14 protein-coding genes and 1 tRNA gene are annotated in these 15,941 nt (G+C 65.6%); 4 read left to right on the top strand and 11 right to left on the bottom strand.

What is annotated here, in order from left to right:
* Nucleotides 1–15: 15 nt before the first annotated feature.
* The 3 genes from CWT10_RS15340 to CWT10_RS15350 all read right to left on the bottom strand — a co-directional run bounded on the left by CWT10_RS15340 (nt 16) and on the right by CWT10_RS15350 (nt 3,390).
* A tRNA-Thr gene (locus CWT10_RS15340) sits at nt 16–91 on the bottom strand.
* A gap of 69 nt (nt 92–160) precedes the next feature.
* Nucleotides 161–1,024, bottom strand: coding sequence for a DsbA family protein (locus CWT10_RS15345; RefSeq protein ID WP_233188308.1), 864 nt, complete (start codon nt 1,022–1,024; stop codon nt 161–163).
* A 314-nt stretch (nt 1,025–1,338) separates the two neighbouring features.
* Complete coding sequence (locus CWT10_RS15350; protein ID WP_103063999.1) at nt 1,339–3,390, bottom strand: serine/threonine-protein kinase; 2,052 nt, start codon at nt 3,388–3,390, stop codon at nt 1,339–1,341.
* Nucleotides 3,391–3,611: 221 nt separating this feature from the next.
* On the opposite strand from CWT10_RS15350, the gene CWT10_RS15355 reads away from it, so the two are divergent.
* Complete coding sequence (locus CWT10_RS15355; protein WP_103064000.1) at nt 3,612–4,739, top strand: ABC transporter ATP-binding protein; 1,128 nt, start codon at nt 3,612–3,614, stop codon at nt 4,737–4,739.
* A gap of 68 nt (nt 4,740–4,807) precedes the next feature.
* Here CWT10_RS15355 and CWT10_RS16895 read toward each other — a convergent pair whose 3' ends face one another.
* Nucleotides 4,808–4,969, bottom strand: a complete 162-nt coding sequence (locus CWT10_RS16895; protein ID WP_158247688.1) for a hypothetical protein — start codon at nt 4,967–4,969, stop codon at nt 4,808–4,810.
* On the opposite strand from CWT10_RS16895, the gene CWT10_RS15360 reads away from it, so the two are divergent.
* Nucleotides 4,968–6,341 (top strand): DUF4032 domain-containing protein, encoded by a 1,374-nt coding sequence (locus tag CWT10_RS15360; protein WP_103064001.1) that lies wholly within the window; start codon nt 4,968–4,970, stop codon nt 6,339–6,341. The two genes, CWT10_RS16895 and CWT10_RS15360, sit on opposite strands and share 2 nt — an antisense overlap.
* 72 nt (nt 6,342–6,413) lie before the next feature.
* Complete coding sequence (locus CWT10_RS15365) at nt 6,414–6,983, top strand: hypothetical protein (protein ID WP_103064002.1); 570 nt, start codon at nt 6,414–6,416, stop codon at nt 6,981–6,983.
* A gap of 939 nt (nt 6,984–7,922) precedes the next feature.
* Here the strand turns inward: CWT10_RS15365 and CWT10_RS17540 are convergent.
* The 7 genes from CWT10_RS17540 to CWT10_RS15400 form a co-directional block, all read right to left on the bottom strand.
* Nucleotides 7,923–8,225, bottom strand: a complete 303-nt coding sequence (locus CWT10_RS17540) for a PIN domain-containing protein (RefSeq protein WP_483396345.1) — start codon at nt 8,223–8,225, stop codon at nt 7,923–7,925.
* Between the two features lie 236 nt (nt 8,226–8,461).
* Complete coding sequence (locus tag CWT10_RS15375; RefSeq protein ID WP_103061670.1) at nt 8,462–9,577, bottom strand: helix-turn-helix domain-containing protein; 1,116 nt, start codon at nt 9,575–9,577, stop codon at nt 8,462–8,464.
* Nucleotides 9,578–9,666: 89 nt separating this feature from the next.
* A complete protein-coding gene (locus CWT10_RS15380) occupies nt 9,667–10,866 on the bottom strand; it encodes an ADP-dependent glucokinase/phosphofructokinase (protein WP_103061671.1) in 1,200 nt (399 codons plus the stop codon).
* A gap of 48 nt (nt 10,867–10,914) precedes the next feature.
* Nucleotides 10,915–11,775 carry a ketose-bisphosphate aldolase gene (locus CWT10_RS15385; protein ID WP_103061672.1) on the bottom strand — a complete coding sequence of 287 codons (861 nt, stop codon included), beginning with the start codon at nt 11,773–11,775 and terminating at the stop codon, nt 10,915–10,917.
* A gap of 33 nt (nt 11,776–11,808) precedes the next feature.
* Nucleotides 11,809–12,669, bottom strand: coding sequence for a carbohydrate ABC transporter permease (locus tag CWT10_RS15390; RefSeq protein WP_174721977.1), 861 nt, complete (start codon nt 12,667–12,669; stop codon nt 11,809–11,811).
* 6 nt (nt 12,670–12,675) lie between these two features.
* Nucleotides 12,676–13,623 carry a carbohydrate ABC transporter permease gene (locus CWT10_RS15395; protein WP_103061673.1) on the bottom strand — a complete coding sequence of 316 codons (948 nt, stop codon included), beginning with the start codon at nt 13,621–13,623 and terminating at the stop codon, nt 12,676–12,678.
* A gap of 9 nt (nt 13,624–13,632) precedes the next feature.
* Nucleotides 13,633–14,919: an ABC transporter substrate-binding protein gene (locus CWT10_RS15400; RefSeq protein ID WP_233187969.1), complete on the bottom strand. Its 1,287-nt coding sequence runs from the start codon at nt 14,917–14,919 to the stop codon at nt 13,633–13,635.
* Between the two features lie 167 nt (nt 14,920–15,086).
* Here CWT10_RS15400 and CWT10_RS15405 point away from each other — a divergent pair, with 167 nt between their 5' ends.
* Nucleotides 15,087–15,893, top strand: coding sequence for a DeoR/GlpR family DNA-binding transcription regulator (locus tag CWT10_RS15405; protein WP_103061674.1), 807 nt, complete (start codon nt 15,087–15,089; stop codon nt 15,891–15,893).
* Nucleotides 15,894–15,941: the final 48 nt, after the last annotated feature.

Genomic DNA, 15,941 nt, shown 5'->3' on the forward strand with positions numbered 1-15,941 from the left:
TCGCTGTAAGCGCACTGGAGCCGCGTGTCGGACTCGAACCGACGACCTGCTGTTTACAAGACAGCTGCTCTACCAACTGAGCTAACGCGGCACGCGGGGCGCAGTTTACCCGGTCCCGACCACCAGGATGACCACCGGGCGAGCGCCGGCGAACGGGCCGCTACTGGGCCGAGGTCTCGCGGGGCGCGGAGTCGGCACCTGCCTGGAGGTGGTCGGTGATTCCGGTCTGCGTGCTGATACTGGCCAGATCAAGCTTCTCCTTGCCCAGATACACCGTCGGCGTGGTACCTATGCCGAGGTCCAGGAAGGTCTTGTCACCGAGGTCCAGCCAGGCACCATAGGTGTTCTCGGTAACAGCCGCGGTGATCTGCTCGACGACGGCTTCACTGACCCCCGCCTCGGTGGCAGCCTGTACGACCGACTCGGCGGTCAGGGTTGAGAAGTCTGCACTGGCGTAGATCTCGGAGAACCGAGTCATGGCCGCCAGGTGGAAGGCCATTGCCGAAGCCGGCTCCTGGTCGAGCACGACCCCCAGACCATTGCACACCATGTCGCTCCAGCTGCTTTGCAGAAGACGCGAGGGGTGCAGTACCAGGTTGATGGTGCCCTCGCCCAGCAGCGTCTCGATCTCCGAATTGTGGAGTATTTCGAAGTCGGCGCAGTGGTGGCAGGCATAGTCGAAGTAGATGTGCAGGTTTTGGGCCCCGTCCGTGCTGGTTCCCGGTGTGAGGTCGGGACCGAAGACGAGCGAGCCGTCGGCGCGGATGGTCGCGGGGACCCCCTTACCGCCTGCGTTGTCTGTGACGATGGCCCCACCCGGAGTCTTCGATTCGTCATTGCGTCCGTTGACCACCACCGCGGCCACGGTTCCGGCCACGGCCAGCCCGCCGATGCCGAGGAGGCTGCGGCGAGTGATTCGGGCGCGTCGCTCTCGGCGCTCCTCCTCCTCGCGCAGCGCCCGCGCCTTGGCACGGGCCGCCTCCCGACGCTCGGCCTTAGTGGGACGGGGCTGATTCGAAGCCACAAGCAACTCCTCGATTCGGATTCGGTGCCGTCACGATGCGCGGCACTGGCATGTTAGGCATTCTGCCTGGGAACACGCGGAGAAGCACGGCCTCACAATGCGGCCTGCCTCACGTCCGCCCCCGCGCGGGCGTCGGGCGCCGGTAGCCGCGGTGAGCGCAGCCTGAGCGCTCACGTCCGCCCTCGCGTCGGCGTCGGCCTTCCCGGAAGCGGTGATCTGGACCTCCGACGCTCACCTCCACCCTCGCATCGGCGCTGGGCCGACGCCCGCCGATCCGGTTGTGGCTGCAATGAACAATGCCGTTTATTCGGGAATCATGCGAAAGGCGCCGAGTTCGCCACGGGAATCGCCCCCATGACATACAGCACCACAATGCCCAGGGCGATGGCTCCGAATACGGCACATCCGATCAAACGATTCTGACGGCTGCGCAGCACCAAGCCGATCAGGCGGGCTCCGCCGCGGCGAGCGGGGGCGCCCCAGGGCACGAACCAGGCCACGAGCATGTATGCGACCGCGGTTGAGGCCAGGCACAGCCCGGCACGGTGGTAGGCGCTCCACGAGCTCAGTATGGTGGCATCGCCAGCGCTGTCGCCGAATCCCAATGCGGAGCCGCCGAACACGAAGACGAGCCAACCGACCACCGCCCCCACGCCGCAGGCAGCCAGGCCCGCCGCCGCCGAGCGCAGCAGGTACCAGGGCATGGATGCCCACATGCGCGAGGTGTCGGCGCCGGAGGAGCGGCCCGCCCGCAGGCGCCGCCAACGGCGCGCATCATCCGCCCGCCCGACGGTGCCGGCGACGACGACCAGCAGCGTGAAGCCGATCGCTATCCATCCGGGAATGGGCAGTGCCAGCGCCGCGATCATCAGGAAGAAGAAGGCCGCAACCGTGCGGTGGCGTCGGGGCTCCAGCGCCCATTGCGGCACGCCGCCCGGTATCGGCGCGGACTCCGGCATGGGCGCGGATACGGGCGCCGGCACGGGTCCGCCGTTCGCCGCCCCGGTGCTTACCGGCCCACTATTGAGGGGCCCACCGTTTACCGGCCCACTATTGAGGGGCCCACCGTTTACCGGCCCACTATTGAGGGGCCCACCGTTCGCAGCTCCTGCGGGCGGAGCGTCGGCGCGGGCCGAGACCGCCCCAGCGCCGGGGGTGAAGGACGGCGGTGGCGTCGTATCGCCGGGCCGCGGCCTCACACCGGATGGCGGCAACGAAGGCGGCACCGATCCCGTCGCCGGACCCGCCGACGTCGTCGGTCGCATTTCGCCCGTCTGCGGAGCCGCCGTGCTCAGGAATCCGTAGGCTCCAGGAGGCGATGACGGCGGGCCGGCCTGCCCGGGGCCGTAGGGCGTGTTCGCGGTGGAGCCACGCCCCGGGGAGTACCTCGACTCATAGGTGCCGGTGCTGGTGTCGGCCTCATCAGGGGCCGCTTGTGTGGCGCTGGCAGGCGCATCCGGAAGCACCTCGGCCAGGACGGTCTCGCCGGTGCCGCCATCGGCGATCTCGTCCAGGACGCGTACCAGGTCGGGCACGGGCAGACGGTCGGCCACGTCGGGCGCCAGGGCCGCGGTAAAGGCGCGAGCCAGGGCGGGCTGCGTCTCCTCCAGGTCGCCCAGCTCCGGGGTGCCGGCGTACACGCGGCGAAAGACGGCCTGCCAGGGGCCCGAGCCGAAGGGCGAGCGGCCGGTGATGGTGAACAGCAGGACGCCGGCGCAGGCGTACCAGTCCACCTCGGGCGTGGGCTCGCCGCCGTCGAGCATCTCCGGCGGGATGAACCCGGGAGTGCCGGTGACTTGGCCGGTCTGGGTCAGGCGGACGTCGTCGGCAACCTGGGCGATGCCGAAGTCGATCAACACCGGGCCCTGCACGCCCAGCATCACGTTAGAGGGCTTGAGGTCGCGGTGGATGACGCCCGTGGCGTGCACCGCGGACAGGGCGTCCACCAGGCCGTGGGCCAGGTCGGACAGATCCCGGATGTCGGACTCCAGACTGTAGACGCCCTCATGATCGACCTCGTGCTGGAGGGTCGGGCCGTCCACCAGTTCGGTGATGACGAAGGTGATGCCGGTTCCGTCCGCGCCGTCGCCGGTCTCGATGTCCAGAATGCGGGCCACCCGCGAGTCCTTGACGCGGGCGAGCACGGAGGCCTCGCGGTCCAGGCGGCGGCGCGCGGTCGGGTCGGCCGCGATTTGCGGATGGAGGATCTTCATGGCGACGTGGTTTCCATCGCCGTCGACGGCCTCCCAGACCACGCCCATGCCGCCGGCACCCAGGCGTCGCACGAGCCGGTAGCCGCCGACCTCGGCGCCCGCGCGCAGCCCTGCCAGCGAGGCGGGTGTGGCCGTGCCGGGGCTTAGAGTCATGGCGCCACAGTACCGGGAGACTCCCCCGCCGCCGCACACGTGAGCGGGTTCACAGGCCTTTCAGGGTTTTCGAAGGCCCTTTGGCTACCTACGCGGCGCAACCGTATGACAGAGTTGGTCCTGCCTGGGGCAACCGCTCCTGGCACGTGTCAATGCGGACACGCATCGGCACCTTTCACTCGGATCGTCCGGCACGTACCTGCCGGTGAAGGGATACCCCTATGGCAACTGTCACTTTCGACCATGCCACTCGCATCTACCCGGGCAATGACAGCCCGTCGGTGGACAGCCTCAACCTGGAGATCGCCGACGGCGAGTTCCTGGTGCTGGTGGGCCCCTCGGGCTGCGGCAAGTCAACCTCTCTGCGCATGCTCGCAGGACTCGAGGACGTCAACTCGGGCCGCATTCTCATCGGCGACCGCGACGTGACCGACGTCCAGCCCAAGGACCGCGACATCGCCATGGTCTTCCAGAACTACGCGCTGTACCCGCACATGTCGGTGCATGACAACATGGGCTTCGCTCTCAAGATCGCCGGTACTCCCAAGGATGAGATCGACCGGCGTGTGAAGGAGGCGGCCAAGATCCTCGGTCTGACCGAGTATCTGGACCGTAAGCCGAAGGCGCTGTCCGGCGGTCAGCGTCAGCGTGTGGCCATGGGCCGGGCCATTGTGCGCAAGCCGAAGGTCTTCCTCATGGATGAGCCGCTGTCCAACCTGGACGCCAAGCTGCGCGTGCAGACGCGTACGCAGATCGCCTCCCTGCAGCGCTCGCTCGGCGTCACCACCGTCTACGTCACCCACGACCAGACGGAGGCACTGACCATGGGTGACCGTATCGCGGTCCTCAAGGACGGCATCCTCCAGCAGGTCGGCACCCCGCGTGAGATGTACGACAAGCCCGCCAATGACTTCGTCGCCGGCTTCATCGGCTCCCCCGCCATGAACCTGGGCCGTTTCACGGTCGACGGCGGCGTCGCCTCCATCGGTGCCGCGCGTGTCCCGCTTTCCCGGGCCACGCTGGACGCCATGACTCCGGCGGACAACAACAAGATCGTCATCGGTTTCCGCCCCGAATCCCTCGAGGTGGTCTCCGCAGAGGATGAGCACTCCATCCCGGTGCGCCTGTCCTTCGTGGAGGAGCTGGGCAGCGACGCCTACATCTACGGTGAACTGGTCGGTGCCGAGGGCTCGGAGGACAAGCTCGGATCCGGTGAGGATTCCAGCCAGATCATCGTCCGGGTTCCTCCGCGCACCGCGCCGGAACCGGGTGAGACGGTGTACGTGCGTATCAAGCCGGGCGAGGAGCACATCTTCTCCGCATCTACCGGCGAGCGCCTGCCCGCCTGAGCCGCCACGGCGGCCCGAGCACACCAGGGCTGATGGTTGAGCCCCGTTCCTCCCACGAGGAGCGGGGCTCAACCGCCGTTCTGACGGCGCGCCCACAACCGCATGTATGGTTCGTCATCAAGGAAGATGACGTAATGAGCCCTCGGGCGGGTGGACTCGCCCGTAGCTACCTGTAACGAACCGGCGCCGTCGGCGATCCATTCGCGGCGGACCTGAAAGAATGCCTCCATGCCCCAGTCCATGCAGATCACCGCGGCCACAATCGACCCGGCACTGCTCGATCTCCCGTGGGAGATTCCCTTGGAGCAGTGGCCGACCGAAGTTCTCGCCGCCCTCCCGCGGGGACTGTCGCGTCACATTGTGCGCTTCGTCAACCTCTCCGAGCGCGTCATCGCCGTTAAGGAGATCGGCGAGTCGGTCGCTTATCGCGAGTACGAGCTGCTGCGAGACCTGATTCGTCTGGGTGCCCCCTGCGTCACGCCGACCGCGGTCATCACCGGACGTACCGGCCTGGACCGCTCCCCCCTCAACTCGGTGCTGGTGACCGAGCACCTGTCCTATTCGCTGCCCTACCGGGCGCTGTTCAGCCAGTACATGCGCCCCGAGACCGCCACGAGGCTGATCGACGCCCTCGCCGTTCTGCTGGTGCGGCTGCACCTGCTGGGCTTCTACTGGGGGGATGTCTCCCTGTCCAATACCCTGTTCCGCCGGGATGCGGGGGCCTTCGCCGCCTACCTGGTGGATGCGGAGACCGGTGAGCTGCACACCGAGGGACTGACCGAGGGCAAACGCCTGTACGACATCGATATCGCCCGTACGAATATCATCGGCGAGCTGATGGACCTGCAGGCAGGGGCTCTGCTTGAGTCGAGCGTGGACACCATTGAGGTGGGTGACCGAATCGTGGGCCGCTACACCGAGCTGTGGAAGGTGCTCACCGCCGAAGAGGCCTTCGACCTGGGCGAACGCTGGCGGGTGCGCAACCGTATTGAAAGGCTCAATGAGTTGGGCTTCGATGTGGGCGAGCTGACCATGAAGACCGAGGCGGACGGCTCGCGCACAAGGATGATCATTCAGCCCAAGGTCGTTGATGCGGGCCACTATCATCGCCAGATCATGCGCCTGACCGGCCTGGATGTGCAGGAGCGTCAGGGGCAGCGCATGCTAAATGACCTGGAGACCTTCCGTACGGAGACCGGCCGTAAGGACGAGCCGGTGGAGCAGGTGGCGCATGCGTGGCTGGCCGAGGTTTTCGAGCCCACGCTTGCCGCCGTCCCCATGGAGCTGCGCCGCAAGCTGGAGCCGGCCGAAATTTTCCACGAAGTGCTCGAACACCGCTGGTACATGTCGGAGCAGCGCCAGCACGACGTAACCACACAGGAGGCCGTGGACGACTACGTGCGCACCGTCCTGCCGCAGCACCGCGACGAGCAGTCCTACCTGTCATTGGGGGACACCCAGGAGATGGCTGCGATCTTCGACGACGATGAGCCGGCACCCGCCGAGGACGAAGACTTCGCGGCCCTCGACGAGGCCACCGCCGCCGCCTTCGAGCTCAACCCCATGGGCTTTACTGCCGGCATGAAGTTCAAGGGCGAGTGACGCCCCGGGCACATTGATGGGCGCACAGCGTCAGGGGTACCGTCGACTCCGTCGACATTGAGGAACTTGACCATGGGATGGTTTGAGACGCAGCCCATGCGCCGTTTCGAGGTGGCGACGCCGCCACGGGACGCGGTGCGCTTCGTCATCGATCAGCTGGGGCCGCAGGGCTTCTCCCCGGAGACCTGGGATCTGGACTCGGTACTGGCCGAACGAGGCCCGTGGACCGGCGTGGTCCTTCGTGAAGGTAGCGAAGCCGCCACCTTCTTGGCGGATTACCTTGCCGAGGTATTTCCGTTTGTGCTGGTTCTCCCCTGGGTCCGCCGCCAGCACGGGCGCGTGCGCCTGGCGGTCATAGCCCGCCCACTCCCCGGTCGCGCGCCAGTCAGCGAACTCATCTGCTGGCACTTCTCCTTTGATTCCGATACCCCGTGGAGCCATCCCAAGTACTTCACCATTAACGCCATGGAGGGCTTGACCGAGCCACTGCGTGCGACGGGCCTGCTGCTGGCGGGGCCTGCGAAACCATCCAGTTGGAAGACTTGGAAGACCCTGCCCGCCGATCATCCGCTGCATCCTAAGCAGTGGCGCGCCATCAGCAAGGAGGCGCGACGCCGCGGCCGCCGACGCCAGCGCGGCTGATGCGGCCCGTCAGCCCTTCTCAGCAGGAGTGTTGAAGTCGGGTTAGCCGTCTCATAACGCCTCGCCGCGACTCCCATACGGGAATGCTGCTAGGCACTCGTTGGAGTAGCGGAAGTCCCCGGTTATCTGGTTCTTCCGGTTTGAGGGTGTAGTGGTTGGGGTCGGGGCCGCGGTGCGGCGGTCCTTGTCGGGCTGGCGAGGTCGTTGTCGGTGGGCGCCGATTCGCCGAATACGACCTTCTCCGGCTCTTCCGGTTCGGGTGTGCCGGTGCTGGGTGTTGCCGGCCGGTGCTGGTGGGTGGCCTGTGTCCGGGTGCCCCGGCCGTGGGGCGGAATGTCCGAATTCGGCACAAAGGCGGTCGGCGACCGCTGGAGCCGTTTCTAAAACCGCATGATTCCAACGTTCTGTTCACGACTGTAGGCGACGTCGGAGCCGTTTGTGCCGATCCCGGACACTTCGGGCCACCACACACGGCAACGAGCGCCAACAGACAGCCGCGGACACGCCGCACGTGCGCGGTCGCGCATTCCAAGATCGGACCGTCTGACAGTGCCTCTGGGGCGGCCCAAGCACAGCCAGAGTCCAAGTAGAGCTGGGCCCTCCAAGCAGACACGGGCCGGTCGACCCAACCGCAAACAACCACACACCCCAAAACCCCACACCCACAAACCGGAAGAGCCGACAAGGCCCTGGTACCCGACCATGCCCCTCCAGTGTGCACCACTCTCAAGACACGCAGCACTGACTCGCACCGGCGAACCGGACGGACTGGACTACTCGCGGGTTTGGGAACTCACTTGCCCTTGGGCGCAGCAGCGAATGGGCGGGGTCCTCCTGCCCATCCCGCCCTCGCCAAGCCCAGCACGTTCGTACGCGCCCGTCAGGCATCCTCTGGGACCATCGCCCTCGCTGCCCTCCGCCTCGCAGACGCGTTTGGATTCAGACAAGCTCCTGCGCAGCAGCCCAGTCGCGAAACTCGCCCGGGCCGAACGGAAGGTAGTACGTCCCTGCCAGTAGGTCGTCGGCAAGCTGCGCAACCATCGCAATGGTCAACTGACCCTCGCGAATCGCCTGACACAGAAGTCCCAGAGTTCCCCGCACATTCAACCCGTGCTCCTTCGCCAGCCGCCTCGGAACACCGTCGTCAATGACCAGGGTGCACACGCTGACCATTCCGAGAGCCAGCACTCCGCACTCGCCTCGATTCCTACCTCCGGGCCCGACGAGGTGCCGTTCAAACATCGCAAACGCCCTGAGGAAGTCAACGCCTACACGCCTGTCAACATGAATCCACTCCGCCTTGAGCAGCTGCCCCAGCGCGGGCTCGCTGGCGCTCTGGCGCCGGATCTACTCGTCGACGCTCTCCGGTATGACCACACGGCCGTCTCGGGTGACAAACTTCAACACTCCAAGCCAGCCCTCCATGGCGAAATGCCGCAGCGGTCCGGTATCGAAGACGTAGACCGGCGCCGCATCGCTCAAGACACGTACTCCCATATCTCGCCTGCCTCGCGCATCCGCGGTCGCGGCAGTTCTTCTTCATCAACCAGGTGCCACAGCAATTCTGCCGCTCGGGCAGCGCTCAAGCGCTCATCACGCACGAGGTCGATCACGGCACGTTGGAAAGCCCGAGGCTGTGTCACTCCGGTCATTTCATCTGCATCCGGATGGAGATCCAACTCGATAATGTCAGTGCGGGTTGTTCGCACCATACGAACCTGCCCCGCATCCGACGGATTAACCACCCCGAGGTCGACCAGACGACGAGCCAACGTGGACATGTCCACTCGGTAGTCACTGCCAACTATTACCGCCGCCGCCCGCAACCCGGAGTGCTCACGCAGCTTGTGCCATTGTTCGGCGACGGCATTCCGAGGAAGGAGGAGCGCGCGAGCGAAGTAATCGATCTTAGATTCCAAGGACTCATCCGGCTCGGCGATTCGCCAGTCCACCGTGTAGGCATCACGCACGAGGAAATGCCCGAACTCGTGTGCGGCCGCAAGACGCCGCCGCCCAACCTTGCCGGTGCTGTTGACCAGGGATACGCCCAGACGGTCGATAAGCACCGTTCCGGCGTCCGCGGTGTCTGGGCCGAGTGGCTTGGTGAAGACCAGAAGGCCTGCTGCTGCCAAGCGATCAACCAGACCGGTTACCGCGTCGTCTTGCTCACAGTGGATAAGCACACGCGCCTGCTCAGCCATTGCCTCGGCCTCTTCGTCCGAGGCGGGCCGATCCCACGCGCGTGCAGGTGGCACAGCTTCGACAGCACGCAGAGAGTCGACGAAGCGGACTTCCTCGGCAATCTCCGCGAGTACCGCGTCAATCTGCGAATCTACGACGTCCAGGCCCTGCGCGGACCGATGCGCGACCACTGCCGAGAGCGGCTCCTCAAAAAAGGCGACCATGCGCACCCTGAGCGCATCTGCCACATCGGACAACTCAATCGCGGATATCTTCCGGTTGCCCGATTCGATCTTATTCACCGCGGTCCGGTCCAGACCGACTCGTTCAGCGAGCATCTGCTGGCTCATGCCGACACGCTGTCGCGCCTCGCGAATGCGGGCACCGAGGGACTGCGCCGTCATCTCACCCATACGTGCGATTTTGGCACAGCCTGCGCTCGGGACGCAAGGGACGCAATTCCAGCGCTCACTGTCAGAGTCTGACTCCCGACCAGCCGCCCTCACCTGTCGCGCGCACCCGCCAGGTGCGCCACCACGCCGCCGATGAAGGCGTCTCCCAGGCCGATCGTGGTCGGGGAGTCGGTGTGCACATCGAAACCGGGTGCGATCAGCACGCCCACTCCGGCCGTTTCGGGGGCGGCGGCCAGGTGCGTCCCGATCTCATCCCGCGGCGCCCGCGCCACCGCCGCGCGCTCCTCCGCCCCGTAGTTATCCCCGTGCAGGAAGCGGGTAGACGCCATAAGACAACCCGCCTCGGCGGCCTCGCGCAGCAGTGCCGCCCGCTCCCCCACCACCGCGGCGTAACGGCTGGTGTGCACCAGCACCGCACGCATCCCGAGCCGCCGACGCAGGTCGGTCATCATGGTGGCCACCTGCCCCGCGTCCCCCAGATCGACGGCGCGGCCCAGGTAGCGGAGCGCCTCGTCCTCGTTGAGGGAGTGCAGATGAACCAGGCGCGGGATCACCTCCAGGACCACCTCGCGCATGGCGTCGTCGTGGAAGCCCGCGTCCTCGTAGACGACGACGGCGTCCGGTGGCGCCGCCGCCAATGCCGCCTCCACCTCCGCCAGCCGCTCCCGCAGCTCGGTGGCCGACTTCATGGTGTTGAAGCCGGAGATCAGCACCACCCGTGCCGAAGCCAGCGCCCGGGGCAGCTCCGGACTCAGACGCAGGTGCTCATTGGGCGCGTCATTGACTGCGATCACCCGGTTGGGACGCCGTGCGACCACCTCGCCGTCGGCCAGGTGCACCACCGCGCCCGCCGGGTACTGGACAATCACGTGCGGGTCCAGCGAGTCCGCCTCGGCGCTGCACACCCACGCAATCCCCTCCGGCAGCAGCCGGCGAACGTGGTCGTTTATGGAGACCAGGTGCACCGTGGAGGCGACGCCGATCCTCGCCATGGCCAGCGCCGCCCGCACGCAGGTGCCGCCCAGGGTGACCCGGTAGGAGAAGCGGCCGGCGAAGGCAAGCAGCGCCCGCTTATCCGCCACGTAGCACTCCCAGCCCTCACCGCGCCGCATGGATCGCAGCGCGGCCAGCAAGATCCCCCGCTCGCCGTCGACGCGCGACGACGCCGCCCCCTCGACTTCGGCCAGACGTATCCCGTGCCCGTCCACGAGCTGCTGGAACACCCGCGCATCCCAGGCCAGCTCATAGTCGACGGTCCCACCGAGCCCGAGGACGATACGCCCCGTCATCCCACTCCCCTTTCTCATCGCCGACGGCGCCCGTTGTACCGAGAACCGTCAGAACAGCGCCGCCTTACCTGCGGATTCGAACAGGTCGATCTTCTGGGCGGCGCACTCCCGCAGCGCCTGCTCACAGGGCGGCTCAATCACATTGGGCTCGCGCAGGTGGACGTCCTGGAGCACCTCGCGCATCTTGGTGAAGTAGGCGGCCTTGATGTCGGAGGAGATATTGATCTTGTTGATGCCGCCGCGCACCGCCCCGGCTATCTCGGTGTCGGAGTTGTTCGATCCGCCGTGCAACACCAGGGCAATGCCCAGGCGCGCCTTGATCTCCCCCAGCAGGTCCAGGCGCAGCGCGGGCTTGGCCGCGGCGGGATACAGGCCGTGACGCGTGCCGATCGCGATCGCGAGCGAGTCCGCACCGGTGGCGTCGATGAAGCGCGCCGCGTCATCGGGGTCGGTGTACAGGATCTCCTCGGTGCCGGTCTCCCCGTACTTGTCGGACACGCCGATGGTTCCCAGCTCGGCCTCCACGGACAGCCCGACGGCGTGCGCCGCATGCACCACCCGCGCCGTCTCGGCCACGTTCTCCTCGAAGGGTGCGAAGGACTTGTCGATCATCACCGAGGTGAAACCGGCCTGAATCGCCGCCAGCACCTGCTCGTAGTTGGCGCCGTGATCGAGGTGGATCGCCGTCGGCACGGATGACTCGTGGGCGATCCGGATGATGGAGGCCAGCATCGCCGGGCGGATATGACTCAGCTCGTCGGGGTGGATGGCAATGATGTGCGGGGATCGCATCTCCTCACAGACGTCCACCACCGCGCGCAGCATCGAGTAGCTGGATATGTTGAACGCCGGAACCGCGAAGCCGTGCTCATTGGCGACGTCGAGGATGTCACTGCCTGTGACCAGCATATTGGTTGTGCCTTTCTGTGTTGTGCGTCAAGCTCAGTTCTTGACGGATCCAGCGGTCATCCCTCCGATGAAGTAGCGCTGGAAGAAAATGAAGAGCAGCACCACGGGGATAGAGCCGAGGACAGACATCGCCATCATCTCGTTCCACTCGTAGGAGTGCTGCCCCATGAGGAGCTGAATACCGATCGGAACCGTGCGCATGTCATTCGTGCGCGTGAGCGTCAGCGCGAACAGGTACTCATTCCAGGCGATCATGAAGGTGTAGATGCCCACCGAGACGATCCCCGGGACGGAGATCGGCACGAGCACCCGCCACAGCGCCCCCAGGGAGCTGGTGCCGTCCACCTTGGCGGCCTCATCGAGTTCCCGCGGCAGGGTGTTGAAGTAACCGGTGAGCATGATGATGGCGTAGGGCAGCGTGAACACCATGTAGGTCAGGATCAGGCCCTGGTAGGTGTTGTACAGCCTCAACGTCACCATCAGCCCGAAAAAGGGGATCAGCAGGGTGATCGGCGGCACCGCCTGCACCGAGATAATCAGCACGTTCAGGACCCGCTTCCCCGGGAACTCGAAGCGGCTGAAGGCGTAGGCGGCCAGAATCGCCACCGTCAGCGTCAACGCGGTCACCGACAGCGCCACGAAGTAACTGTTGATGAAGAAGCGGATCTTCTCCGGGTCGTGGAAGATCGATACATACGCAGCAAAGGACGAACCCTCCTCAACAATCCGCGGCGGGGTGGCGAAGATCTTGGCATTCGGCTTGAACGAGGACACCAGCATCCAGAAAATCGGCAGAGCCGCGAAGCCCGCTCCCGCCAACAGTCCCGCCCACACGCCCGCCTTGGCCAGGAGCCGACGCCGCCGCCGGGTGCGCAGAGTATTAGAAGGACCCATGAGGCGTCAGTCCCTCGCCTGTTGGCTGCGCACGTAGAAGTACGCAAGAATCATGGACAGGATCAGTACGATCACCGCGCTGGCTGAAGCGGCCGCGAAGTCGTAGTCGGAGAAGGCGAGCTTGTAGGTGAAGGTGGACAGCATCTCCGTGCGGTTCAGCGGCCCGCCCCCGGTGGTCATCCAGATGAGGGCGAACTGCTGGGAGGTCCAGATGATGTCGAGCAGCGCCATCGAGATGATGATTGGCCGCAGCTGCGGCAGGGTGATGGACCAGAACCTGCGGATGGCACCCGCGCCGTCCACCTCCGCCGCCTCGTACAGGTCCCTCGGTATGCCCTGCAATCCGGCCAGGATCGAAATCATGAAGAACGGGTAGCCAGCCCAGATGTTGATGAAGGTGACGGCGGCCAGGGCCATGTTCGGATCCGCCAACCACTCGTGCTGCCCGGATACCACGCCGAGGGCCGACAAGATCGCGTTGATCACCCCGTTGGGGTTGAGTAGCAACCGCCACAGGATGGCGATAATCGCCACGGTCAACAGCCACGGCAGGACGAACAGTGTGCGGAACACGGTCCTGGTCACGGCGGAGACGGCCTCGGAGTTCAGCAGCATGGCGAAGCCGAGTCCCAGCAGCATGTGCGCGACGACGCTGACGGAAACGAACCAGAAGGTATTGGCCAGCGCCGTGAGGAACTTGCCGCTGGCGAGAATCTCAACGTAGTTGTCTAGCCCGATGAACTGGGACTCCCTGGTGGTGATGACGGCGTCCATCAGTGAGTACCCGATCACCATGACGATCGGAACCACCATCAGCACCAGCAGTAGAACGAGGGTGGGGAACAGGTATGCGTAGGGCACGAGGGCCTGGGCCGGGTGCCGCCCGAAGGACTGTGCCCGACCCCGCCCGGCCCGTCGCACCGACCGCGTAAGGGCGACGTGCGTTGGAGTCATTAGCGGACCTCAGAACTCCTCATCCCACGCCTGCTGGGCGTTGGTGAGCATGGCGTCCACGTCCACATCCCCACTGAGGTAGGTCTGGAACTGCTCATCGAACTCGCGCATGAGCGTCTCGGATACCGGCAGGCCGGTGAACTCGTTGGCGGGTGTGCCCGAACTCCAGATCTCGAAGGCCTGCGCGAACAACGCATCGCTCTCGACATAGTCCGGTGTGGCAGTGCTGTTCCCGGGGAAGGCCTTGGCGGCGTCGGCCAGGGTGGCGTTGACATCCGCCCCCATGAGGAATTCCACCAGCTTCCAGGCCTGTTCCGGATGCTCGGTGGTGCCGGAGACCCCAATACCCCAGGATGCGTAGGGCATGCCACGTTCGCCGTCGTAACCGTCCACGGCGGGCAGGGCGGAGATGCCGAAGTCCAGGTCCGGGTTGCCCTCGCGGATGGTGTTCACATGCGCGAGAGAGTCGATCATCATGCCCACCCGCGCATTGGTGAAGTCCTCCACCTTGTCCTGTTCCTTCATGGTGAAAGCACCCGGGGAGACCACACCGGAGTCCCACAGTCCCTTGATGAACTCGCAGGCGCTCTTGACATCGGCATTGCCCTTGAGGTTTGGCTTGCCGTCCTCGGTGAGCATTGAGCCGCCGGAGGCCCACACCCAGGACATGACATCGTTCTGAATGCCGTTTGGCGCCTCCAGCGACAACGGCAGCGCCCACCCGGAGATGTCATCGCCCACGGCCGCAATCGCCTTGGCTGCCGCCTCGAACTCCTCACGCGTGGAGGGCACTGCCGATACTCCCGCCCGTTCCAGCAGGTCCATGTTGGTGAACATGGGATAGACAAAGTTGACCACCGGGATCATGTAGGTGGCACCGTCAATCTGGATCTGGCTGGCGAGCTCGGAGTCGTCATAGCCCTGTTCGGACATAAGCGCCGTCAGGTCTGCGATCGCCCCTTGCTTGGCGAAGTCACTCACCCAGGCGCCATCCAGCCCGACCACATCCGGCATGGTCTGCGCCGCGGCCCCAGCAACCAGTTGCTCCTTGGTAGAGGCGTAGGGCCCGGACAGCAGTTCCACCTTGATCCCAGGGTTGGCGCTCTCGAACTCATCCATCAGGGCCCGCAAGGACCCGTCCGGCAGCTCCGGCTCCCACCACTGCGTGAACTCCAGCGTCACCTCCCCTGCGCCACTTCCTTCAGTTCCCGAACCGCCGCACCCGGCCAGGCCCATCGCCGCCATAGTGGCCATGACGGCCGTCATCCGCCCGAATTCGCGCCTACGCATAAGCATGGTTACTCCATCGTCATTGACATGAGCTGCGACATCATGCGGGTTTTATCCGGTTTTTGATGTCGTAACCCAGCATAATGCGTGATTCTGCGGTTGTCTGCACCTTTAATGCAACGATACCGTAACGTCCGGCTTGGAGGCGCAGCGGCTCCGCCTAGACTGGCGCTATGAACGACGTCGTACCCCGCCTCCCTGGAGGGCGGAAGGCCGAGATCACCAACTACGTCAACCGACTCGGCCAGGTGACGGTGACGGCTCTGGCCGACCACTTCGGCGTCTCTGCCGACACCATCCGGCGGGATCTTGATCAACTCGACGCCGACGGTCTACTGATCCGCATGCACGGAGGCGCCATGTCCAACTCCGCCGTCCCCTGGCATGACACCAACCTGAGTGACCGGGCTCGGCTCCAGTCATCCCAGAAGGAACGCATCGGTGAACTCGCCGCCGGCCTCGTGCAGGACGGCAGCGTTCTGTTCATCAACGGGGGCACAACCGCGCTCGCGCTGGTGCACCACCTGTCGACCAAACGGGAGCTGATCATCGCCACCAACAACCTCGCACTACCCGCAGAAATCAACCCGGAGGCCTGTCGGGACGTGTACGTCATCGGCGGGCATGTCCGACTCTCGGGGCGCGTAACCATCGGACCGGTCGCCTTCGCCTCGGCCATCTCCGGCGTGGAGAACGACATTCACGTAGACCTCGCTCTGATCGGCGTCGGCGCGGTAGACGCCGGTGGCTTCTCCACCTCCAATCTGGACGAGGCCGCCATGCTCGGCCAGATGGCCGCCCGGGCACGGCGCGTGGCCATCCTGGCGGACTCGACCAAGTTCAACCGCCGTCTCTTCGCGGCGATCGGGGACCTGAAGATCGCGGACTACCTGGTGACCAACGGCCAACCCGGCACCGAACTCGCGGCAGTTTTGAAGGCCCACTCGGTTCAGGTGCTCACCCCGGCTACTCCCTATTGAAACCGACCCGTCATCCGTGCCAGGCTTGGGTGAGCTCCCCCCTGATTC

The organism is Actinomyces qiguomingii (assembly GCF_004102025.1).
Classification (GTDB): Bacteria; Actinomycetota; Actinomycetes; order Actinomycetales; family Actinomycetaceae; genus Actinomyces; species Actinomyces qiguomingii.

Excerpts from the sequence above, each read along its gene's own strand:
- CWT10_RS15360 (WP_103064001.1), top strand. The coding sequence starts at position 4,968 with ATGCCCCAGTCCATGCAGATCACCGCGGCCACAATCGACCCGGCACTG.
- CWT10_RS15400 (WP_233187969.1), bottom strand. The coding sequence starts at position 14,919 with ATGCTTATGCGTAGGCGCGAATTCGGGCGGATGACGGCCGTCATGGCC.
- CWT10_RS15350 (WP_103063999.1), bottom strand. The coding sequence starts at position 3,390 with ATGACTCTAAGCCCCGGCACGGCCACACCCGCCTCGCTGGCAGGGCTG.
- CWT10_RS15355 (WP_103064000.1), top strand. The coding sequence starts at position 3,612 with ATGGCAACTGTCACTTTCGACCATGCCACTCGCATCTACCCGGGCAAT.
- CWT10_RS15395 (WP_103061673.1), bottom strand. The coding sequence starts at position 13,623 with ATGACTCCAACGCACGTCGCCCTTACGCGGTCGGTGCGACGGGCCGGG.
- CWT10_RS15365 (WP_103064002.1), top strand. The coding sequence starts at position 6,414 with ATGGGATGGTTTGAGACGCAGCCCATGCGCCGTTTCGAGGTGGCGACG.
- CWT10_RS15375 (WP_103061670.1), bottom strand. The coding sequence starts at position 9,577 with ATGGGTGAGATGACGGCGCAGTCCCTCGGTGCCCGCATTCGCGAGGCG.
- CWT10_RS15385 (WP_103061672.1), bottom strand. The coding sequence starts at position 11,775 with ATGCTGGTCACAGGCAGTGACATCCTCGACGTCGCCAATGAGCACGGC.
- CWT10_RS15390 (WP_174721977.1), bottom strand. The coding sequence starts at position 12,669 with ATGGGTCCTTCTAATACTCTGCGCACCCGGCGGCGGCGTCGGCTCCTG.
- CWT10_RS16895 (WP_158247688.1), bottom strand. The coding sequence starts at position 4,969 with ATGGAGGCATTCTTTCAGGTCCGCCGCGAATGGATCGCCGACGGCGCC.
- CWT10_RS17540 (WP_483396345.1), bottom strand. The coding sequence starts at position 8,225 with ATGTTTGAACGGCACCTCGTCGGGCCCGGAGGTAGGAATCGAGGCGAG.
- CWT10_RS15405 (WP_103061674.1), top strand. The coding sequence starts at position 15,087 with ATGAACGACGTCGTACCCCGCCTCCCTGGAGGGCGGAAGGCCGAGATC.
- CWT10_RS15380 (WP_103061671.1), bottom strand. The coding sequence starts at position 10,866 with ATGACGGGGCGTATCGTCCTCGGGCTCGGTGGGACCGTCGACTATGAG.